Annotated in this window: 15 protein-coding genes and 1 tRNA gene; 5 read left to right on the top strand and 11 right to left on the bottom strand. The window is 58.6% G+C overall.

Features of this window, described 5'->3' with window-relative positions:
* Positions 1–281: 281 nt before the first annotated feature.
* The 5 genes from J3U87_RS10600 to J3U87_RS10580 form a co-directional block, all read right to left on the bottom strand.
* Positions 282–1,082 (bottom strand): SAM hydrolase/SAM-dependent halogenase family protein, encoded by an 801-nt coding sequence (locus tag J3U87_RS10600; RefSeq protein WP_237383019.1) that lies wholly within the window; start codon positions 1,080–1,082, stop codon positions 282–284.
* Between the two features lie 325 nt (positions 1,083–1,407).
* Positions 1,408–2,853, bottom strand: coding sequence for a HEAT repeat domain-containing protein (locus J3U87_RS10595; RefSeq protein WP_237383018.1), 1,446 nt, complete (start codon positions 2,851–2,853; stop codon positions 1,408–1,410).
* 58 nt (positions 2,854–2,911) lie between these two features.
* On the bottom strand, positions 2,912–3,796 hold the full coding sequence (locus J3U87_RS10590; RefSeq protein ID WP_237383017.1) for a hypothetical protein: 885 nt from the start codon (positions 3,794–3,796) through the stop codon (positions 2,912–2,914).
* The gene (locus tag J3U87_RS10585) at positions 3,793–5,469 is read right to left on the bottom strand and encodes a type IV pilus twitching motility protein PilT (RefSeq protein WP_237383016.1); all 1,677 of its coding nucleotides are present in this window, start codon (positions 5,467–5,469) and stop codon (positions 3,793–3,795) included. The genes J3U87_RS10590 and J3U87_RS10585 overlap by 4 nt, the downstream gene beginning before the upstream one ends.
* Positions 5,470–5,481: 12 nt before the next feature.
* Positions 5,482–6,564 carry a type IV pilus twitching motility protein PilT gene (locus tag J3U87_RS10580; protein ID WP_237383015.1) on the bottom strand — a complete coding sequence of 361 codons (1,083 nt, stop codon included), beginning with the start codon at positions 6,562–6,564 and terminating at the stop codon, positions 5,482–5,484.
* Between the two features lie 744 nt (positions 6,565–7,308).
* Here J3U87_RS10580 and J3U87_RS10575 point away from each other — a divergent pair.
* From J3U87_RS10575 to J3U87_RS10565, 3 genes are all read left to right on the top strand, one after another.
* Positions 7,309–7,761: a hypothetical protein gene (locus J3U87_RS10575; protein WP_237383014.1), complete on the top strand. Its 453-nt coding sequence runs from the start codon at positions 7,309–7,311 to the stop codon at positions 7,759–7,761.
* 150 nt (positions 7,762–7,911) lie between these two features.
* A complete protein-coding gene (locus tag J3U87_RS10570) occupies positions 7,912–8,850 on the top strand; it encodes an isoaspartyl peptidase/L-asparaginase family protein (RefSeq protein ID WP_237383013.1) in 939 nt (312 codons plus the stop codon).
* A gap of 260 nt (positions 8,851–9,110) precedes the next feature.
* Positions 9,111–9,187: transfer RNA gene (locus tag J3U87_RS10565), tRNA-Met, on the top strand.
* A 590-nt stretch (positions 9,188–9,777) separates the two neighbouring features.
* On the opposite strand, the gene J3U87_RS10560 is transcribed toward J3U87_RS10565, so the two are convergent.
* From J3U87_RS10560 to J3U87_RS10545, 4 genes are all read right to left on the bottom strand, one after another.
* The gene (locus tag J3U87_RS10560) at positions 9,778–10,608 is read right to left on the bottom strand and encodes a DUF5655 domain-containing protein (protein ID WP_237383012.1); all 831 of its coding nucleotides are present in this window, start codon (positions 10,606–10,608) and stop codon (positions 9,778–9,780) included.
* A gap of 212 nt (positions 10,609–10,820) precedes the next feature.
* Positions 10,821–11,069 (bottom strand): hypothetical protein, encoded by a 249-nt coding sequence (locus tag J3U87_RS10555; protein ID WP_237383011.1) that lies wholly within the window; start codon positions 11,067–11,069, stop codon positions 10,821–10,823.
* The gene (locus tag J3U87_RS10550) at positions 11,066–16,351 is read right to left on the bottom strand and encodes an RHS repeat domain-containing protein (RefSeq protein ID WP_237383010.1); all 5,286 of its coding nucleotides are present in this window, start codon (positions 16,349–16,351) and stop codon (positions 11,066–11,068) included. The genes J3U87_RS10555 and J3U87_RS10550 overlap by 4 nt, the downstream gene beginning before the upstream one ends.
* 422 nt (positions 16,352–16,773) lie before the next feature.
* A complete protein-coding gene (locus J3U87_RS10545; RefSeq protein WP_237383009.1) occupies positions 16,774–17,061 on the bottom strand; it encodes a PP2C family protein-serine/threonine phosphatase in 288 nt (95 codons plus the stop codon).
* A gap of 376 nt (positions 17,062–17,437) precedes the next feature.
* On the opposite strand from J3U87_RS10545, the gene J3U87_RS10540 reads away from it, so the two are divergent.
* Both J3U87_RS10540 and J3U87_RS10535 read left to right on the top strand, forming a co-directional pair.
* Entirely contained in the window at positions 17,438–18,163 is a 726-nt protein-coding gene (locus tag J3U87_RS10540; RefSeq protein WP_237383008.1) for a DUF4338 domain-containing protein, read from the top strand.
* Complete coding sequence (locus J3U87_RS10535) at positions 18,163–19,194, top strand: IS66 family transposase (protein ID WP_237383007.1); 1,032 nt, start codon at positions 18,163–18,165, stop codon at positions 19,192–19,194. Before J3U87_RS10540 ends, J3U87_RS10535 begins: the two co-directional genes overlap by 1 nt.
* Before the next feature lie 69 nt (positions 19,195–19,263).
* Here J3U87_RS10535 and J3U87_RS10530 read toward each other — a convergent pair whose 3' ends face one another.
* Both J3U87_RS10530 and J3U87_RS10525 read right to left on the bottom strand, forming a co-directional pair.
* A complete protein-coding gene (locus J3U87_RS10530) occupies positions 19,264–19,437 on the bottom strand; it encodes a hypothetical protein (RefSeq protein ID WP_237383006.1) in 174 nt (57 codons plus the stop codon).
* Between the two features lie 285 nt (positions 19,438–19,722).
* Complete coding sequence (locus J3U87_RS10525; RefSeq protein ID WP_237383005.1) at positions 19,723–22,482, bottom strand: phosphoenolpyruvate carboxylase; 2,760 nt, start codon at positions 22,480–22,482, stop codon at positions 19,723–19,725.
* Positions 22,483–22,484: the final 2 nt, after the last annotated feature.

Raw genomic sequence — 22,484 nt, 5'->3', positions numbered from 1 at the left:
AAAGTTTGCTGGCCTGGGTCCCGATCGCCATCCCTGGAGATTTTGGCCGATGTTAGAAAAATGTGAGCGCTTGGCGCTTGCGCCGACCCCGGTTTTTTGGTCGTTTCGGGCAAATATAAATCCAGATAGACCGGTTCGGGCCGGTCTTGTTTTGTGACCGAATTGTGGTTTCCTTGCCGGGTTGTACCCGGTGCCTGCGCGCCTCGCCCAAGTGTTTGGCGTCGCGCTAAAAAAGTCTGCCGCTGTGCGTTCCCGCAGCCCCATTGCCCGAGGCCCTGTGTTCAGGATTTGTCGATATGTTGCAGACTGAAGGTGTCGCCGACGTTGGCGCCGAAGTATTCCAGGGCGTTTCCGCCGTTCACCGCGATTTCCAGGAACCCGCTGCTGCCGAAAATCATCAGCGGCAACTTTTCTTTGACCGAGGAATAGTATTCGCAGAAGCCCGTCACCGATTTGCCGTTGAGCTCCAGTCGCCAACTTTTCGAATGCGGCGAGATTTGGGCCGGTCCGATGTTGGTGAACAGGTTGCCGTAGACGTCCGCATACACGATCGACCCCCGCACCAGGTTGTGGGACACGCTGGGCGTGGGCAGATCCAGTTCCGCGAAGGATTCCAGCGGCGGGCCCACCTGTTCGGGGGACAGACCACGCGAGAGGTGGGCCGCGACCGGTGCGAAGATATCGCGACCGTGAAACGTGCGGCTGATTTCGGGAAGGCAGAAACCCATATTCTCGATCGAATAGGCGGCCCGCACCGGTGTGAGTTGATCGACGAGCGTAATCAAACCGTTGTCCGGCAACACGTAGTAGGCATCCGTGGTTTCGGCCACGATGGCGCGGCGGTCACTGCCCACGCCGGGGTCTACCACCACCACGTGCACGGTGCCCGGAGGATAGTAAGGACAGGCATTGCGCATGACCATGGCGCCGGCGAACACGTCTTGACGCGGGATCCCGTGACTGAGGTCGACGATTCGGGCGTCGGGATTGATCGAAAGGATGACGCCTTTCATGGCGCCGACAAATCCGTCTCGTCCGCCGAAGTCGGTAGTCAGGGTGATGACCGGCTGGCTGGTAAGCATGGACACGTCCTCCTGGGCGGGCGTCTGATGGTAATCCCTGAATCCACGGGGTGGCGGCTCGGTTCGAAGGCGCGCTCATCAAAATGAAGGGATCGTCGCCTGAGTGCCTGACACGGGCATCGGCGGTGAGGATTCAGACAGCGGCGCGGCAGCCGCCGTTGGGGCCCTGCCACAGATATAAACACATCCGGGCGAAATTGTCACAGGTTGCTTCCCTGTTGGTGCCGTGCGTATCTCTTCTATCTCCATGGGCTGGAGCATTTTTGAGACAGCTCGGGATCGGTCGATCTTCGATCCGGAGATGGGGTGTCGGCGCGTTCTCCGCTTAACCGTCGGAAAGTTTCAGCCCCAAATCCGGCAGGTCTTCCAGCGTCTTTTCCGAGAGGGATTCGTGCAGCTTCCGCACGGACTCGGGAACTTGAACGTTCTTTTCGTCGCAAATCGCGATGATCACTTCCGCGCACAATTTGCGGGCTTTGCCCTTCATGAGGGGGCCCTCGAGGAATTTGGCGAGGTGGGGGAGGAAGCGCTGATCGCCCAGGTTGCGCAGCGCTTTGAGCAGTTCGATCTGCTCCGATTCATTGGCATCCGGAGCGGATAGCTTTTGGAAAAAGGGCTTGGCCAGACGCATGTCCCGATACTGGTCGAGTGCCTGGATCGCCGCCATCGAGGAATCCGAATCGTTGAGGAACTCCACCAGGATGGGCAGGGCCTGGGGTGACCGCATCGCCGCCAGCACCTGCATGGCACTGTAGCGGACCATCCAGTCCGGGTTCTTCAACTCGTGCAGGAACAATGGGGCGAGCTTGTTGTTTTTCAATACTTTGGCCAGGTTCAATGCTTGCAGCTTGAGCGCCGGGTTCTGTTCCAGTCGGCACAGGTCCAAGACCAGCGGCACGATATAGTCTTGATGTGGGATCAACCTTTTAAAGACTTCGTCGCGCATGAAGGCCGTTACCGAATCGGTGAACGACAACAAATTTCGAAACGCTTCGGCTTGATTGGGCAGGGTCAGATAGAGCCGCAACGCCGTTTCCACGACCTTGTCGTCGGGGTCGGTCAGGGCACCGATAATCTGCTGGCCGGTCGCCGAAGGGTCGTCGGAAATGAATCCCGAAATGGCGGCTTCCAGTTGCTGTTTCACCTCGCCCTGGCTGTGGGCGAGTGCTTGGAGGAAGACTTCGATGTTCTTGGGGTTCTTGTGCTTGATCAGGGCCTTGAGACTCGCGTCCCGAATCGATTCCTGGTCGTGCAGCGCCAACTGACGAAGGGCGGCCGCATAGGGCGCCGTCGCTTCTTGCGATACGAGCTGGCGGATCATGGCCTCGCTGATACTGGGATTGGGATCGAGCAGGAGCGAGCCCACCAGGTCGCGTTGGCGCGCCCAATCTTCCAGGCGGATCAGAAGTTTCAACGCCTTCTTGCGAACGTCCACGTTTTTATCGTTCGTCATTTTGGCGACCAGGGATCGGGTGTCCCCGGCCTTGCAGACCGCGATCGCCGCGAGGATGTCGCTCTCCGCTTCCGGCCGGCGTTCACGCGTGAAGAGATCCATCAGCCGGGACAGTTTTTGCGGGTCTCGATTGACGCTGACCAGCGCCGCACCAAACTTTTTCGCCTGGGGATGGGTGACCAGCGGTAGGACGTCGGCCAGGTCCGCATCGGCGAAGGATTGATAGGACCCCATCGCTTTCTGCAGCAGTTGGGCATTGATTCTCCCGGCCAGGATGGCCTGTAGAAATTCCTTGCGCGATTTACTGGATTCGAACATGTGGCCTTCCTCATCCCTGTGGTGGTTGCCCGGGTGCGGGCCCGATGGGGTTGCGCTGCTAGAACTTACCCTCGTTTTCCAATGCTTCGTGCAGATTTGCCACGTAGCGTTGCCAAGCCTTCAACCCTTTCAGGATGTGTTGGCCGGCTTCGGTCAGATCCGTCTCGTCGATCACCAGGTTGACGCTCAGGCTGAAGGCCAGCATGACGTCGCCGGTTTTCAGGCCTGGCGCGATCAGCACCACGAACTGCTTGCGGCGGGTGGTCATGTTCATGGTTTCCAGCATGCGGAACACCGGATCGGTGCGGTACTCGTTGCCCGGTGCCAGGAGAATCAGCGGGTAGGCGGTGTATTTGAGCACTTCCAAGACCGCCGCAGCCATGGTGGACGATCGCGGTTCGTAACCCAACTCCGTGGCCAGGTTTTGTAGGGTCGCAACCTGACCCGCTTCGGCCGCGACGATCAGGCTCAGGTTCTCGCCTCGTGCCAGGGCCTCGACTTCCTCATCCAGGCGTTCGGCCTCGTCCGCGCTGAGTTCGGGTCGGGGTTCCTCGGTCGTCGGTGGCGCTTCGGGCGGTGCCGGAGGGGCCTCGACCGCAGGTTCGGCTGGCGGTGCCGCCGCGGGTACCTCGCCCGTGGGTGTCGTCTGCAGTTGGATCTGGATTTGGAAGGTACGGTCGGGTCGCAGACTGACGTGCATCGGGAATGGGGCGCCGTCCACATCCAGGTTGAGCTGGACTTCCTTGCCCCATTGGAATTGGCCCATGACTTCGACCGGCAGGGAGGCTTTGAGCCAGTTCATGATCTGGTTGTTGGCGAGGGCTTGACCCAAGGGTTTTTTCTGGGCGCCGTTCACCAGCAGGACCGGCTGCCCGGTGACCAGCAGCAGGCCGGTGCCACCCTGAACCGAGGGATGCTTGACCAAGGACTGCAAATCTTTCATTGGTTTTTCTCTTTAATCGCTTTGATGGTGGCCTCGATGGCCTCGATTTCCTTGGAATCAGCGGCCTTTTCGGCGATTTGCTGGAGCGGATGGACGTGTTGGAACTTGCCTTGTTCGGCAATGCGCTGCAGCGCTTCCACCTTCCGTTGGGTGAATTTCATGTTGGGCATCTCGAATTGATCCGGGAAGAAGGGGCGCACCATGTCGCGAACCGAGTCCGGCATTTGGGTGTCGGCGACCATCACGTTTTGCACGGGGCCCGTCTTGTAGGTCACGCGCGGGGATTCGCCGCCTTGGGTGGTGCCGGTCATGATGATTTCCCCTTTGGGATTGATGGCCGGCACGCCTTTGACCTGGCCTTGGATCTTGAGCGGGAAGCTCAGCGTGACCTGGCCGGATTTGCCGTCGATGCGTGGTTCGTAGATGATCCAGACACCGGCACCCGGGATTTCCTCGCGAATCGGGAAATCGTTGCCCGAGCCGGGCCACTCCTTCTTGATCAGGTTGCTGACTTCCTTGGCACTCGTGTCCAGGTTCAGGACCAGTGCGTCTTTGTCTTCGATGCCCTTTTCCTGTTTCATGCGATCGATCATCCGTGCCAGCACCGGTCGGTTCGAGCAATAGGCCAGGGCCGTTTCCTCGGTGAGCTTGTCGGCGGCGTACAGGTCGGCGATCGCCTGGTCGTGGGTCTGCCATCCGCGGTTCCGGCTGGCACCGATGACCTCGTAGAAGGTTTTCTGCTCGCTCTCGCCGTTGACGACCAGGTCCAATACCCGCAAGGTCGTGCCCATGATTTCCTGGGAAGCCACGCGGCCGCCGCCTTTCTTCGGGAGTAGGCGTTGGTTGACCACGTAGCGCAGGCACTCGGCCAAGCGGGCGCGAATCGTATTCTCCTCTTCCTTGTCGAACATGCCGACGATGCGGCTGATCGTTTGGCCACAGTCGATCGAGTGCAGTGTGGAAAGGACCAGGTGGCCGGTACTGGCCGCGGCCAGGCCGATGTCGACCGTTTCGCGATCGCGCATCTCGCCGATCAGGACGACCTTGGGGGCCTGGCGCAGGGCGGCGCGCAGGCTGGAATGAAAGGTGTCGAAATCCGTACCCAGCTCACGCTGGTTGAAGGTGGCCTTCTTATGCGGGTGCACGTATTCGATGGGGTCTTCGATCGTGAGAATGTGGATCGGTCGGGTCTCGTTCATCTCGTTGAGAACCGCGGCCAGGGTGGTCGACTTTCCGCTGCCGGTGGCGCCGGTCACGAGGATCAATCCGTTTTTCTCCGCGGCCATGTCTTTGAAAATGGCGGGGATGCCCAGGTCGTCGAGGGTCAGGATCTTGGTCTCCAACTTGCGCAGGACCAGGCTGAGCTGCCGCTTCGTCTGAAAGACGTTGACGCGGAAGCGACATTCGCCGGGGACCTCGTAGGCGCAATCGGCCGAGCCGGCACGGGCCAGGGCCTCGAAATTGCCCCTGTCCATGCCCAGCACCGAAATGGCCAGCATCTCGGTCTGGTAAGGCGTCAGGATGTCGATCGGCGGGTTCGTGACTACCTTGGTCAGCGCCCCGCTGGACTCTACCTGCAGCGGTTTGCCGGGCGTGAAGTTCAGGTCGCTCGTGCCCTTTTGAGATCGGAGCATGTGCATCAGGATGTGATCGGTGTCTTTTTTTCGAAGCATGGGCGCGCTCCCTCAGCCCATCGCCAACTCGTCGGGCGGCTCTTTCAGCAGCGGTGCAAACCGTTCCTTGTTGATGCACTTTTCGAACGCTTCCTCGATGCTGATGTAGCCCTTGTCGAGAAGCTTCTGAATGGCGTCGTCCAGGGTTTGCATGCCGGATTTCGTGGAGGTCTGCATGACGCTGAGCAACTGGTGGGTCTTGTTTTGGCGAATGACGGCGGAAGCGGCGTTGTTGACGACCAGGATTTCCAAGGCGGCGCAGCGACCGGGTTTGTCGACGCGTTTGAACAGGTTCTGGGCGATGACGCCCTTGAGGACGTCGGCCAGGGTGACCCGTATTCGTTCCTGCTGGTTGGCCGGGAACACCTCTACGATCCGGTCGACCGTTTTCATCGCGCTCATGGTGTGTAGGGTGCCGAAGACCAGGTGGCCGGTCGCGGCGGCCTCGATGGCCAACTCAATGGTTTCCAGATCGCGCATCTCGCCGACCAGAATGATGTCCGGGTCCTCACGCAGGGCGCCCCGCAGGGCGGTGGAAAACGATTTCGAATGGGTTCCGATTTCGCGGTGGTTGACCAGGCAGGATCGGCTCTGGTGTACGAACTCGATCGGATCTTCCAGGGTGAGGATGTGGTCGGTTCGGTTTTTGTTGGCGTAATCCAGGATGGCGGCGAGGGTGGTCGACTTGCCCGAGCCGGTCGGTCCCGTCACCAGGACCATCCCCTTGTTCAGCATCGCGAATCGCAGGCAGATGGGTGGCAGGCTCAGTTGTTCCGCGGTCAAGATTTCGCTGGGGATCTGTCGGAAAACGCCGGTGACGCCGCTTTTCTGCATGAAATAATTGCAGCGGAACCGGGCCACGCCCGGGATTTCGTAGGCAAAATCCAAGTCGCCCGTTTCCTCGAAGAGCTTCTGTTTCTCTTCGGGGCAGATCTCGTAGAGCAGGGTCTGCAATTCATCCTGGCTCAACTCGTGGTACTCGATTTCGCGCAGCTCGCCGCTGACACGAATCCTGGGTTTGTTGCCGGTGGCCATGTGCAGGTCGCTGCCGCCCTCCGAAACCATGAGCCGAAAGAATCCGTCGATTTTTGCCATGAGCGCCTCACCCCTTGGTCATGCTGGTGTTCTTGATGACAGTTGGAAAAGAAAGCGAGCGGGACTGTCGGTTGGGGGGTTGAGTGTGGATGAGGCGATGGACCTCCAGCGGATCGAGGCTCGCTGGCGACGTCGCACGAGCGGGAATGGGTCGGAAGTCGTCAGTTTGCAACGAAGAGCCGCGCGCGACCGAGGGGACACGCATCGGAGGGACGAATGATTCCATGCAATGGTCCTGACTGGTGCTGGAAAGGCAATGTCGCGTGGAACCGGTGTCCACGGATTGCCGACTAAAAATTCTGGACGGATATTGGCTCATTATAACCATGGGGTAGGTGACTGACAATGGCTTAAAAGGGGTCCGTCCACCGGCCAAAACCTCGCCCGTTCGTGGAAGTCGTTGCCCTGCCGGTCGCCGGGCGGCATACGACCGACGGGGAATTCGGTGCGAAGATTCGCGGGGGAACCGGTCGCCGAATCGGCCCTCGCGAATGCGATCCCGCCGGGTTCGGCACCCGAGATCGCGGAAACCTTGGCCGAACCACGACAAAAATGCCCTATAATGAATGGGAAAACCCGCTATTCCAGGGGCGCTGCCCCGTACATTCGAACTACTTCTCCGGCTTGGGGCTCGCTTCATTTCTCTCGTGTTCGTTGGGCGATGCCGATTCCCGCGTCGTGCGTGGTCCATGGTCTTGGGTTGCCGATTCATTCCCCGGTTTTGCCGCTGACGGAGGAACCAGCATGCAGTATCAGGTACCTACCACCAAAGTTCAGGTCGTGATCACCATCGCCCAGCAAGGTGAAATGCAAGGGGCGGTGTTTATCAGTGAAGATATCTATTCCTACACCATGAAGCCGCGGCTCGAGGATTTGCTCAATCAGGACAAACGGTTTTTTTCGTTTCTCAAGGACGACGAGGAGTTCATCCTCTTCAACAAGTCCGAGCTGGTGAGCCTGCGGAGCTCCGAAAACGATGCCGAGCAACTCGTGAGCGAGCTGATGCTGGAGCCCCAAGAGGTGGAGTTGTTTCTGGATAACGGTGAGTCGCTTTCCGGTGTGGTCTATCCCAATCTGCCGCCGGACCAACGACGGGTCTCCGATTTTTTCAATCAGAACGAGACGTTCCTGCCGATGTACTGCGACGATGAGAAGATCATCGTCAATTTGGATCACGTGCTCTACGTCAAGAACTGAGCACGCCGTCGGTATCGAGGTGTCCCTGGTGCCGGCTGCCGATTCGGGGGGGCGGTGACGGCGGACGGGTTGCATCGCGCCCTTGCGATGGCGAGGGTGACATGAGTGGATGAAACAAATTGGACGTCGTGATCGGTGCATGGGGGGTGTATGAGTGCCACGACAGAAAACGGCTCGGTGACGCCGATTCGACTGGCGGTTCACGGCGGCGCCTGGGACATACCGGACGATCTTTGGCCGGCCCATCGGCTGGGCTGCGAAAAGGCGTGGCATCTGGGCATGGACATGCTCGGGAAGGGAGCCGGGGCGGTCGAAACCGTGTGTACCGTGATTCGTTATTTGGAGACCGATCCCACTTTCGATGCCGGGCGTGGTTCCTTTCTGAACGAAGACGGCCTGGTGGAGTTGGACGCGGGGTTGATGGAAGGTCGCCATCTGGGAACCGGTGCCGTATTGGGTGTCTCCCGAATTCGCCATCCCATCGAACTGGCGCGCCACGTCCTGGAAACCAGCGAGCATTGCCTGTTCACGGGTGAGGGAGCCCATCGGCTGGCCTGGCGCGCCGGTTTCGAGGAGGTCGATCCGGAGACCCACATTTTGGCTCGCGAGCGGGACCGGCACGAGGCCTTTCAGTCGGGGCGCGCTCGCGGCGGCAGCCGGATCTGGACCGAGCATTCGGGTGTCGATCCCGACCTGCCCTGCGATACCGTGGGCGCCATCGCCCTGGATGGGGACGGCAACCTCGCGGTGGGCAATTCCACCGGCGGCATCCCCAACAAGGCGGTCGGTAGGGTGGGCGATGCCGCGCTCGCGGGTGTCGGTTTCTACGCGGACAACCAGCGCGGTGCCGTAATGTGCACGGGCTGGGGCGAGTCGATCCTGCGTTCGGCGATGGCGATGGAGGCCCTGTCGCTGTTGCACGAGCTCGAGCCGGGAGAGGCGGCAGAGCGAGCGGTGGCCCGCCTCGTCGGTCGAACGGGTGGGTTCGGCGGTCTCGTGGTCATGACGCCCGACGGCCGCATCGGCCTGGCCTACAACACCGAGCGAATGGCCTTCTGTGTGGCTAATCCCGTGGGGGCGACGGAGTAGATCGTCGCCTGCCGTCGAGCGGCCGAAGCAGGGGGATCCCCGCGGGTCCCATACCGCTGCAAGTCACCCTTCGCCAAGAATGTGGCACTTTTTTTCGCTCGCGACTTGACAATCACCTACCCGGTTTCTAATTAAGGAATACAACAAGAGATTTCACCTCCTTTTCAGGGCTCAAGCGAGTTCAAGGATCTTTTTTGGCTTTTTTTCCGATCCTAGGCTTGACAGTGAATCGTGGTCGTAATAGAATTCGCTCCTGTTGACGCGGGGTGGAGCAGTCTGGTAGCTCGTTGGGCTCATAACCCAAAGGTCGGAGGTTCAAATCCTCCCCCCGCAACCAACTCTCCCACATAGCAAAGCAACCCAACGCGGTACACAAAAGCCCGGAGCTAACGCTCACGGGCTTTTTGCTTTTTAGACCTCTGGTTTTGGGCCACTTACCGCTGGACGTTTTAGATGGATCGGCTGCCGACGAGGCGGCCCGATAAAGATGCGGCGGTCTCGGCGGGCTGTGTCTTCGGCAGAAAGGGCGCTCTCGGCCAGTTTTATCGGTTTTATCTGCGCCGAGACTTTCTCCGGGTTAAGAGCCGATAAAGCCGTGATCGGCGACAAAATCGACAAAAAGTCGTCTTTATCAGTTTCTGTCTGAAGAGCGAGAGATTGGACAGAATTCGTTCTCGGGCTCTTAACCCTGAGTAGCGACGAGGACCAAGGCGGCAATCCACTTTTCTCGTTTTCTGTCCAAGCGTGTGGTGCGCGGACAGAATTGGAGATTGAAGCCATCTCTGGTCCCGCTGTGCTTTCCTGAATAGAACACATGTTGGATTGATAATTCGTTTAAAACAAGCGGTATGTCAACTTTGTTGTTTTCTGTCCACCCCAGACAGAATGGCTTGGGAGGCCCTGGTCTGATCAGAACCTCCCGGTCTATCAGTTCTCCCGGTAGCTTCGCTCGATCAACGGCTTCGCGTTTTCAAAGTCGTTCCAGTTCCGAATGAACACGGCAAGGTCACCTGTTCCCCAATGACCTTTCCCACTCACGTCCTCGGTGAAGCCGCTTTCGAGCTCGATTTCTTTCGGATCCAGCTTCACATACAGACGAACCATGGGATCCTGGGTCGGATACACCAGGACGCTCACAAAATTCTTGATGTTCTTGAAGGCAACGTTGTGCTTCAACTCCTTCATCTGAACATCGCCGAGACTGCCGGCAAATTCGCATACTGCGTCATACAGCGCCTTCAACTCAGGGCTTGCTTTGCTCAGGCGGTATTGGTGCGTGTCATCGCGAACCGTGGGCACCGATTCTTTTGTGGGCTCCTCGACTCCGCTCTTCGGCACCGTTCCTGTCTGCGTGCTGATAAGGTCGAGCAGCAAGAAAGGACCACCCTGCCCTTCGGCGCGGTGATAGCTGTATCGGACCAGGTCGATGGTTCTGTCAATTTGGTTCACCGCGTAGCGATCAAACTTGGTGAAGTCCTCTGCGATCAGAATGAGGCGGACACCTGACCAGTCAATATTCTTCGCAGCTTCCTCGCCAATACGGTCGGCGACGAGAAGCTGGAATTCGGCCTGGTGGTCGACGAGCCAGTCGAGGTAATAGAGACCCTGGTTGATGACACTATGGTTTTTGTTCCGCTTGTACTCAACGATCACCGGAAAATGGTTCTCGTCCAGGCCCAATGAATCGATGCGGCCACTATGGTTTTTGCTGGTCACGTATTCCGATGCCAGGAACCGGACGCCGAGCAACGTTTCCATGTTTCGTTCGACGTAAGCTCGCAGGTCTTTTTCGAGCCTGGCTGACTCGCCGTGTAACTCGACGGTTTGGTCGTTTCGGATTCCAAACAATTTGAGATTGAATTTGATACTGGACAGACAGAGGGGTGGACACCTAACGGATCAAGTGGCCACCCATTAAGAAACCAGGCAAATGCCCTGGATATCCGTAAAACAGATTTTTCAGTCTCCTGTCAATCTCCGGTGTCAAATTCTTCAAATATTCCTGGACAATTATGAGTTTCTGAGATGTTTTTCAAGTAGCTTTGAAACCTTTCTGACTCATCGGAGGGTGCAAGCATCAAGGAGGGTAAGTACTCAATATCATCAAGGAGTTTAGCAATACTATCATGGTGGTCTTTTTGGTAAGCCTTCGAGCGAGCTTTGATTAATAGCCGATGGATGGCGCGAATCGCAGACTGATGCTTTTCTTTACAAATCATTGTACAACCCCCTTGAATTCAAATCCAACTTCCTTAATTGGTGTTCCTTTGTTGCCTGGAGTAACCTGGATGGGCGGCGGTGTCCTACCTTCCTTTGTCCGTTTCATCGTATCTTGGAATCGTCCGTTGCTGAGATCAATTTTTTCCTTTGGCGACTTAAGCCTATCAAGCGGAACATCATCAGAGCGAACCAGGCGGTCGTTTTTATCGAAAATTTCTGCCTTTATGGTTTTTTGATTGGTCAGGTCGGCAGCCTTGGAGCGACGGACACCATCAAGAATTTCATAGGTTTCATCTGTCGCTTTTGCAATTTCCTCACTTTTGGTCGCCAGGGTTGTCGCGCCATCTACCACCTCGTCACCCTTTGTTACCAAAGTGGTGGCCACTGCTACGGCGTCATCACCGTACCTCATAGCTTTGATGGTTGCACCAGCTCCACCCGGCAGTACCGGAACAGCCGCCGCCAGGACGTCAACCGCAACACCGCCTGCATCAAGCGCCGCGGCTCCCCAATTGCCCTCACGGACGTTGTCGACGAACGAAGCAACACCAATTCCAATGTTAATCACGTCCCAGACGGTTTCGGCCGCTTTTCCATTGGGGTCAAAAGCGTTGGCCGGGTTTTGATTCGTGTAGCTGTAGAGGTTGTAACTGTTGGGTAGATACGGATTGAAATCGCGGGCAGTATCCGGCTGGGTGAAACAACCAGCTACTGGATCATAGAACCGGGCCCCCATATAGATAAGGCCATTAGGGTCTTCGTCGTGCCCGGTGAAACCGTGGGCTCCCTTGTGGCGGGCCTCCTCGATGAGCGGCTGGCCGTATGGCTCGTAGGCAGACGTCTTGAACTCGTCGGTTTCCCCGTCCCAGGTCACGACCGGGTTACCTAGACGATCGCGGAAAAAGTGGGTCTTCTCCTTGGCCGTAAGCTGCCCATCATCGAAACGTTTTTTTTCGACGTAAATGGCTTTGCCCTGCAACGTGATGTACTGACGGCGCTCCGTCAGGTCGCCGACCGTATCCGTCGCAAACTCCTCTTCGGTGATGATGCGGCCCGCGTGGCGAATGGAGTAGATCACGGTTTCCGAATCTTCGCGAACGGCCACGACACGCTCGCCGAACGCGTCGTATAGGAAGAGCTGGGCCCCGGATCCCAAGCTTTCACGGTCTTCGATACGACGGTTCGCCAGGATCTGCGAGACCTGACCGTCGCGGTTGTAGCGAACTTGGTGGTTCGGAGTGTTGGCCAATCGGCCTTGCGGGTCGTAGTCGTATCCGCCGTCCCGGTGGAATCGGTTTCCTTGGATGTACTGGGCCGAATGGCCGACCACCGCAAGCGTCGCGGTTCCGGTGTGGAAACTCATCGACGAGCGGCTGGTCAGGTTGCCCACCGTATCGTATTGGTAGGAAATGGCTTCATCCCCAACGGCAAACGATCGCAACTGCCCCCGATCGGTGTACTCGTGGCGCATCTCTGTCGCCGAGGGAAAAAGCCGGTCGTTTCGCGTGTATGAGGCGATGTAGCCCCACTCGTTGTACCTGGTGAATTGCCGCTGGTACAGATAGCCCACGCTGCCGCGAAGCTGGCAGGAAGCCGATCGACCCAAACTGTCCGGCCACCAATAATTGAACAGGGACAGGCTCGAATCCCGTGCTTCTTCCGCCGCCGCCTCGATCGCCTCCGTGTCGATCAGCTCGTCTTCGGATAACGGCGGCCTTCTGCGTTCTTCGTCGGTTACGGGCTCAGCCATTCGGGCAAGCGCCGGCGCGCAGTTCCCTGACTGACATTCACCTTGGTCCCAGAGCGCCGCCAACAACTGACCATTGTACGGGTTGTACTGCGCGTGATCGATGAGGTGCTCGAAGGCCGGTCCCTCGGGATGATTGGGTCCAAACCCGTAGAAAACGCCCCGTGGCGCGCTGAAATAGTCGTAGGTGTAGGATTCGAAGGCGCCGTTGGGATGCTGGAACCAGCGCTCGCGACCGATTTCGTCGTATTCGATGTCGAGTTCGTAGGTTCTTGAGCCAGGAAGCGCTTCATACGGCACATCGAAGTTGCCCAGATTGGCGCCGTCCAGTTGGGGCAGCGTGATCCTCATGCCTTTCAGGCGGTTGGCATCGTCAAACGATTTGTAGGAGTAGGTCACTGAAAGCCCGTTGTCGGCATACTGGACCGCCTCGGTCAAGCGATTGCGGTGGTCGTAGGTGAAGGCCGACAACAAGGATTCATTTGCCTCGCTCTGGCGGCGGCCGTATCGCTGAACCACTCGACCCAGCCCGTCATGGACGTATCGGGTCGTTTCGGTGGGGTTGGCGGTGTTGCCCTGATATCGTTTCTCCAGGAGACCCCGGCTGTTGTATTCGTACCGAACCTGTTCGCTGATTTCGGGATGGGTCTCTTCGAGTACCTGGCCAAGCCAGGTCGTCACGGTGGTACGGGCCAGCGATGATTCCCCATAGGGAAGCGTGGTGGTTTCAAGCCCTTGTGGATGGGGGGCGTATCGGAAAAATGTGTTGTGGCCGTTGGTCGCAGCCATCGTCGTCCGGCCCAAAAAGTCGGTTTCCTGGATTCGCTCCAGCGAATCGTCACTATCGTAGGCCGTCACACTTTGGGAGAAAACCGCGCCACCATCGCTGGTTCGGCGATAGTCAAAGGTGGTGTCCTGCAGGATGCGGTTTGCTTCCGTCCACGTGAAATAGATGTGGGCAGGCCGACCGAAGGCGTCGAACGCGTAGGACCAATGCCCCCCGAGCCCGCTCGTCTTGCGTGACACCATACCCAATGGCGTGTATGTGGTGTCGCGATACCAGGTTTTTTGGTCGAGCGTAGAAATGCCTTCCCGCGTTTCTCGACCCCATTCGTCGAATTGCCGAAAAATCACCGGGATGGTGTAGCCTGCTTTGGTTCGAGTCACGATGGGAAAGGTCATCTCCGAGGGATTATTTCCCGGAGCGTCGAGGCGGTAGTAGCTGGTCATGTAGGGCGTAGAGGTTCCGGGCCGTGAGTGCTCGGTAATCAGGTCGGCGGTGTCCGGTTGCTGAACCAGCACGAGGCGACCATCGCCATCGTACCGATAGGTGGTGGTGACCCCGTCGACCGTTTCATTGGCCACCGAACCGTCGGCATGAATCGTTCGGATAGTGTCGACGCCCTCGGGGTGGTCGATCCGGGTCGGTACGCCGAAGGCGAAGTCGTGATAGCTCGTCGGAGATGTGGCGTCTCCGCGGGTTTCCTGCAGGAGCAGGCCGCGGTTGGCGCCGTTCTGGTAGTAGGCAAAGGTGTCGCGCTCGGATTCGGAGGCATTACGCCAGCGCCGAACCTCGGTGACGAAGGGGAAGATGGCGTTTTCGTACGCGTAGGTGGTGCGGCCCACGGTTTCCACGACCGTACCGCGCTGGAAGGTTTCCCGTTCCTCGGTGACGAGGTTGATGGCGTAAAGATCTTCGATGACGTTGGTGTGTTCGTCGAATTCCCGGACCACCCGATGTGTGTACTCAAAGTTCTTCCGCAGGATGTGAGACCCGTGGCGTGCCTTGCGAACCACAGCCATCGGTTGTAGGAAGTTCTGGTCGAAGTTCTGACCATTCAGGCCGTTCTCGTCAAACCAACTGTAGTGGTAATTGGTGTCCAACCAAACTCCGTCCTCGAGCTGGCTGTGTTGTCGCAGCGCATGGACTTGAACGGGATCACCTCCCGCGTGGCCGCCAATGTTGAGTGGAGGCGTATAGGTCCACGCTTCGCGGTAGCTTGAATTCCCAAAGGTGACGGTGCGCTCGCGCGGACGGCCGACCACATGGGCCTGGTCCCAGGTTTGGAAGTAGGTCTCGAAGATGGGTGTGTTGACATAGCTGGTGACGCGTTGATACTGGACGTCGCCGTTGTGCTCCGTGACCGTGACGTCGATTCGGCCCTCATTCTGGGGATTCGTCCGTTCTTCGGAAGCGGTCCATTGGTGGTAGTCAAAGGTGTAACGGCCCCCGCCGAAGGACATTTGGCTCAACCGGACGAAGGGGCGTGAACGGAGGATGTACTCTTCGCAGCCATCGTCCCGAGCCGCTCGGCAATCACTCGTGTCGACTTCCAGATGCTGGAACGATTGGGTGGCGTATTGGTACCGAACGGTGCCACCGGTCGGCAGTTTCATCGTGGTCACGTAGGGAACGCGCTCGCCGATGTCTTCCGTCGTGAACTCGGTTTCGTAGCCTTCCGGAGTAATGACCTTGTGCAAGACCCAGAACGATTGATTGCCGACTTGAATGGACTGGTATCTAAAGGATCTGAGGAGTTTCGATCCCTGCGAAGATTCCAGGGTCACGCGTTCCAGTTGTCCGTCGGCATAGTGGAACTGCAGTGACCGGCCGAACGAATCGGTGACCCGATCGATGAGCCCCGAATCAGGCAAGGTTCCATCGGGATCGATCCCACCAACATAAGAAATGTTGATGGTGCGTTGGTTGGGTAACCGAATCTGGACCGGGAGGAACTTCACGGCCGTGGTGTTGTTCCACTGGGTCACCCGGCGGATTGCTTGGTACTCTGTCCGCTGGCCGTTGGGATCCAACAGGAAATAGCTATTTTGGGAAAAGCCTTCCAGGGATGTGCCGTCGAAGGTGCGTTCCCGAGTGATGCGGCGGAGCTGGCTGTCGATGAAGTGGATGTCGGCGTGGACCGGTGTACAGCCGTCAGGAAGACAGGCGTCGCCGGCACCGCCGTCCTCTGGGCTGGCCTGAAAGACGCCGTCCCGACCGAACGGCGTAATATTGCCCGCGGTGTCGACAAAGCGAACGCGTTCCCAGTCGGCGGAGGAAGGTGCAGCTCCATTGCCGAAAATCGCATTGCGGGCCAGGATGTAGCCGAAGTTGGAGCTCCAACCGTAACCTAGCCCCTGGCCGGCGGGTGCCTCGTTCATCGGGCAGAGTCGGAACCCGCTCTCGTCGTCGCAGTATTTTTCCTGCGGCGATTTGTAGAGCGGCTGCAGGAACATGCCGGGTACCCCGATCGGGTCGAGGGCGATGTTGAGCTTGCCGGTGAACTCGTTGACGGTGGTGAAGGGTGCCGAGGTGTGGACGCCCAGGCGGTCGGAATCGGAGGACAGTGCGGCGACGCCGTTTTGGGGTTCGGTAAGTGCCGGGTTGCGGGGTTCCGTGTCGTCGGGGGCCCCCACATCGGAGGCGGAAAGCGAACTGCTCAGAAAGAAAAAAATGCCGACAACGACGCCAACAAATACCAGGCGCGGAGAAAGGCCACCCTGTGGGTGTCTTTGAATGGTGTGGGAAGACATAATGTCAAACTCCAGAGAAGAGAAAAGTCATAGAAAAAGGCGTTAAGATCCGTATTTCGAGGATGTTGGTGTAAAGAGGTAGAGTTTTACACACCGAGGCACACGCCAACCAAGCCGTCCGAGTTGGGTCGACGGTTGGTTATAGGGGCCATTTGGCGATGTTGTGTGAAGAGGATAGCGGTGCCAGGTGGGCGCCTGGAGTTGAGAGCAGGATCATCGTAGGCAAACAGAGAAGTCGCTATGTTGAAAGGCGGAAACCCGAGCGAGCTCCTATCGTGTGTTTACAAACGATTTACAGTGAGGGGGTTTGCTAAAGGTTCGCCATGACACTTGAACTATCCTAACAAGCCACAAGGACAGCCCTTGTCTTGATCGAAAACAATGAGAACGGCTGGCTTTCAGCTCGGGTCTTTTCGGATGCGTTAATGGATCTCCACCAGCAAGGCGGTGATGTTGTCAGGGCCACCTCGGGAATTGGCATCATCGATCAATTGGGTCACGATTTTGTCGAGTGGGAACCCGCGCTGGCTCACAATCTCTAATAAGCTTTTGGCCGGGATCGGCCGATAGACGCCTTTCGTGCAAAACAGGATGCGATCACCGCGTTCGATCGACTCTTGGTAGCTTTGAATCTCTAGGTTCGTGCCTCCCACACAGGAGACGAGCTGACTGTGTGTCGGGTGCCGAAGATCCACCTCGTCGGTCACCATTCGGGCATCCATGAGCTGTTGGGCGCGGGTCTGGTCTTTTGTGAGCTGGCGCCACTGCCCCCGACGGAGAAGGTACGCACGGGAATCCCCGACGTGGCTGAGATAAAGGTGTCCCTCCAGTGATAGGAACCAATCATAAAAAAACCCTGAACATTTGTACCGATCGTGGCTAACCTCATGCTGGGAGGTCAGCCATGGAAACTGCGACACCATTTCGATTTTGCGGCAATCCCGTCTCATCAGAGGAACTCGATCTGATCAAGGAGATGGCAGAAGAGTTCTGGAGGCCCGGTAAGGGGGGATTAGCCGAACGGAATTGGCCGAAACGCTCTGTGAGTTGCTTGATTGGAAACGACCCAGCGGTCGACTGAAAGGCGTGGAATGTCGTCAATTCCTCGAACAGCTCGAGGCCGCCGGGATCATTCGCCTACCCAAACCTCGCCAGGGGAAGCCGAAAGGCGCGCGGGCTAAAGCCGGGCGCAGCGACTGTGGCGATGCCCAAACACCCATCCAATGCAAGCTCAATGAGTTGGGAGGCGTGGTCCTGCGTCACGTCGCAACCCCCAAGGATCGAGCGCTTTGGAAAGAGCTCATGGATCGCTATCACTACCTTGGGTTCAAGACGCCCTTTGGGGCCTGCCTTCGTTATGTCATTCAAACCGCCGAAGCGGAGCCCCGCGTGTTGGGGTGCCTTCAATTTTCTTCACCGGCCTGGGCCCTCGAAGAACGAGATCGGTGGATTGGATGGACCCTGGAGTCCCGCAAAGCGAGGCTTCAGCGGATCGTCCAGAACTCGCGCTTCTTGCTTCTGCCTTGGGTCGAGGTCAAAAGCCTCGCCAGTCACGTCCTGAGCCTGGTAACCAAACAGCTCCCCGACGATTGGGAACGGGCCTTCCACCAACGCCCCCTGCTGCTGGAAACCTTCGTCGACACGCAACGATTCACCGGAACCTGCTATCGCGCAGCCAACTGGAGATACCTGGGGATGACCAAAGGCCGCGGTCGGATGGATCGCGAGGGACGCAGACCAGAACCAGTCCGTGCGATTTGGGTGTACCCGCTGCATCGAAAGTGCCGCGCGTTGTTGCGCGGTGACGTTTGATGACAGGCCCGCTGGTGGGACCCGAGCGGACGGCACGGATCACCGCGCTTCGCGACAAAGTCGAAGCGGGCTTGGAACTCGATGAAGCCGAATGTCTCCTGATGTACGCGTGCACGCTCGACTGGCTGGCGCTCAAAGACCTGCTGGTGCAGCAAGGGCTCACGCTGAAAGCGCTCAGGGCCCTCTTGCTCGGCGAGGAAGCGGAGACAGGCGCCGATCTCTCGCCGGATCAGGGAAAGGGTCAGGCGCAAAGCCGTCCGAAACGCCCCAAAAAACCGGCCCCCAAGGGGCACGGCAAACATGCCGCGAAGGACTTTAGGGGCTGTCGCCAGGCTGACATCACCCCCGACGGTCTGACCCCCGGCGATCCCTGCCCGGAGTGCGTGGGTGAGAGGAAGGGCCGGCTTCACCAACACAAGCCCAGCCGCCCGCTGATGCGGTTGCGCCTCAACGTCAGCGCGCCCATCACCGGCACCGTCTATCGCGGCTTTCCGCTGGCTTGCAGCAAGTGCGGCGCGGTCTTCGCCCCAACCTGGCCCGATGACGCGCAGCGCGAAACCTACGCGGCCTCCGTCAAAGCGACCGTCGCCATGCTCCGTCATTGGTACGGCTTTCCCGCCTACCGCCTCGAAAAACTACAGCGCGAGCACGGCATTCCGCTTCCCGATGCCACCCAGTCCGATCTGATCGCCGATTGTGCCGCGGCTGCCGAACCCGTCTTCCACGCGCTCTACGCCGAGGCCGCCAAAGCCGATCTCTTTATCATCGACGACACCTCGGCCCGAATCCAGACCGTGATTCGCGACCACAAGAAACATCCCGACCAGGAACGCTACGGCGCCCATGTCACCGGCATCATCGCCCGTACTCGAGAACGGGACCTCCATATCTACCGCGTCGGCACGCTTCACGCCGGTGAAAACCTGGAAGATCTCCTGGCACTGCGCCCCGCCGATTTGCCGAGACCGATCCAAATAAGCGACGCGGCGGCCGTCAACACCGCCCACCCGTGCGACACGCTCGTCACCTAAAGTCACGGGCCCGTCCTGGGGGGCTGACAGGCGGCGAAGATGCGCATTTGGGGCACGATTTGCAGCATGTCACCCTCCCACGAACGAGGTGGCGATGGCCTGAAGGTGTTCCATCCTCAAACCGGGTGTATGGATCTCCAATCGCATCCCATCGGGTCGGCTCCAGACCAATCGCCATTGGGTGAAGGCGTTCTGTGTCTTGGCGAGCCGAGCCAGGTGAGGCTCTTCCCTATGCTGATCCACGGTGCTCCTCCTGATGTCGATCAGTGACGTCCAGGAGCTTCACTTTATCCAATCGTTTCCCTGAATTCACGGCCCGCCACCGGAGAGACACGTCTTTTTTGAAATGAAACCGAATGACCCTCGATCGCTGCTGCGGGGCGATCACGTGTAGCTCGAATATGCCATGCAGGAGGACATCAGGCCAAAATCCAGAAGGCCCGGTCAGGGGATAGTCACCCTGGATGCCCACCATATGGCTCGCTTCGTCCGAATAAAGGCCATGTCCGCATTACGACCGAAGCGCAATCAACCCGTGGTGCCCAGACCGCTGGCAATGGCATTGATGGTCAGCAGCAAGCTGGGCAACATGGCTTCGCTCGCCACTTGATCGCCCTGTTCACGCAGAGCCCGCCACTGGCGTAACTGCGCGCGCTGTTGTTGATGCAGTAGATGAAGCCCTGGACGGCGCCTGGCGAGGGGCAGCTCGGTTTTCAGTCGCCTTTCAGCCAAGGGACCGCCATAGATTGCCTCCAGGACGGACATGGTTCGGTGGTATTCGCGTTCAATGAGCGAAAAAATCCGCGTGCGAACCTGCGCATCGGTCACCAAGCCGGCGTAGGCGGTCATGATTTCCAGATCCGTCGTGGCCATACTGGTGGCGACGTTGCTGACGAGGTAATGAAGCGGAGGCCAGAACCGATTCTTGTAGGTACGTATGAGGTCGAATGCCTCGGGATCGTTTTGGTGCAGATCCTGGAGCGCAAAACCGACGCCGTACCAACCGGAAAGGCAGAACCGGGCCTGGTTCCAGCTAAACACCCAGGGAATGGCCCGCAGATCTTCCAGCTTGCGACTCCCGGTGCGACGCGAGGGACGGGAACCGATGTGGCTCGACTCGATCGCGTCAATGGGCGTCGCTTCGCGGAAGAAATCAACGAAGCCAGGGGTTTCCAGAAGTTCGCGGTAGGCCTGAAAGCTCTTTTGCGCGGCGTGATCCAGAATCTGCCGCAGCCTGGCTTCCTTTTCGTCGCCGTTTTCCCGCTGGTGCGCCGCCTCCGTCGTGCCGGCCAAAAGAAGCTCCAGGTTGACGGCGGCAGTCATTTGGTTGGCGTATTTTTGGGCGATGGTTTCGCCTTGCTCGGTCAGGCGCAGGGTGCCACTCAGGGAGCCTGGCGGCAGCGCCCGCAGAAAGCGGTGGGCGGGGCCGGCGCCGCGTCCGATGGTTCCGCCACGCCCATGGAAAAAGCGCAGGTGGATGCCATGACGCCGAGCAACCTTGGTCATGGCCTCCTGAGCCTGGTACAAAGTCCAGAAGCTGGCCAGGATGCCGCCATCTTTGTTGCTGTCGCTGTAGCCCACCATCACTTGCTGCACGGGCGTGGACCAGCCCCGTTCTCGGGCCTGGCGTTCGAGGCTGCGGCGGGTCAGAGGGTTACTCAGGAAGCGGTCGAGAATGTCGCCGCTGCGCCGCAGGTCGTCAATGGTTTCAAACAGGGGAACCACCGGCAGGCTGCAGACCAATCCCGATTCGGTGGGAAATACCAGACCGACTTCCCGGGCCAACAAATAGACGGCCACGAGATCGGAATAGTCTCGGGTCATGCTGACGATGAGTGCCCCGATCGCCGAAGTGCCGTTCTGATCGCTGAATTCTTGGACTACGGAGAAACAGCCGAGCACGGCCTCGGCCTCCTTGCCCAAATCGGTCCTTGCCAAAGTGAAGGGCCTGGGGGTTTGAAGCTCCCGCTCCAAAAATTCGATGCGGCGAGGTTCGTCCCATTCGGAAAAAGGGCCATCGGTAATGGCGGCGGTGGCCATCAACTGGTCGATGGCCCGATCGTGGAACGCACTGTTTTGACGAATGTCCAACACGGCCAGATGGAAACCAAAGCACTGCACTGTTCGCAAAACAGGAAAGACATCGGCTTCGGTGAGGCGCTGCGCCCCAATTTCATCGAGCGATCGGGCCAACAAATCCAAGTCAGCCGCCAGTTCCTCGGGCTGGCAATAATGACCTTTTTGGTTTTCGAGGCTCGCATGCGCGTCATCGATCACGCGAATCGGTAGCTTTGCAAGCATCAGGTTGGCGGCCTGACGCCAGGGTTCGTTCTTGTTGCGAGCCGTCGCGGCAAGGCCCCTGGCACCGAGTTCCTTTTCCTGGCATTCGATCCAGCGCGACAACGCTTCCGGCGGTTCCTGAAGATAACCGGAGAGGCTGATATTGGCACCCAGGCGGGTGATTTGGGTGCGCAAGCACAACAACGCCTGGGTTCGCAGGTGGGCGAGGGTTTGGCGGGTGATGTCGGCCGTGACGAAGGGATGTCCGTCGCGATCTCCGCCGACCCAGGTACCGAAGCTGATGCGCGGAAGGTTGCTGGGATGGCGAATTTTGGCGGGGTCGAAGCCTAGGTGCCGCCAGGACTGACGCAGGCGCAGATCGGCCATGGGAACGACTTGGGGAAACACGAAGCGCAAATAGTGAACCACGTTGCGGCGTTCTGAGGCGAGATCGGGTTTTTCCAGAAAGATCTCTCCGGTTCGCCAGAGCCGTTCCAACAGGACTTTGATCTCACCTCGGATGTTTTCCCGCTCCAGCGGCGTCCACATGGCGTTTTCCCGTTTCAAAAGGAGCAGATACAACTCCCGGTGATGTTGCAACACGGTCGCGCGTTTGGCCTCCGTGGGGTGGGCGGTGAGTACCGGTTCCACCATGATCTCCGGCAACCGGGACGCGATGTCGCCATCCGAGAATCCAGCCTCCTGCAGCCGTTTCAAGATTTGGCGCCAATGGCCGGACTCGTATTCCGACTGAGGATCGGACGCGATGGCCCGTTTTCTCTGGTTGTGCGCATTCTCCTCTGTCTGGTTCAGCAATTGAAACGCCATGGAGTAAGCTTGGGCGGTGCGTTCGGGCAGCATTTCTCCTTCCAAGTCGGAGCAGAACAGGTTTTTTGCAAGCACGGGCTCGTTCAGGGAAACCAATACCTCCCGGAAACAATCCAGGATGAAAGCCAGGTCCTTTTGAATTTTCTGATTCAGATCGAACGTCTCAGAGATGGTCATCATTC

Source organism: Sulfidibacter corallicola, from assembly GCF_017498545.1.
Taxonomy (GTDB): Bacteria; Acidobacteriota; Holophagae; order Acanthopleuribacterales; family Acanthopleuribacteraceae; genus Sulfidibacter; species Sulfidibacter corallicola.
The sequence above is the reverse complement of the archived record's forward strand: the minus strand, read 5'-3'. Positions and strand labels throughout refer to the sequence as shown.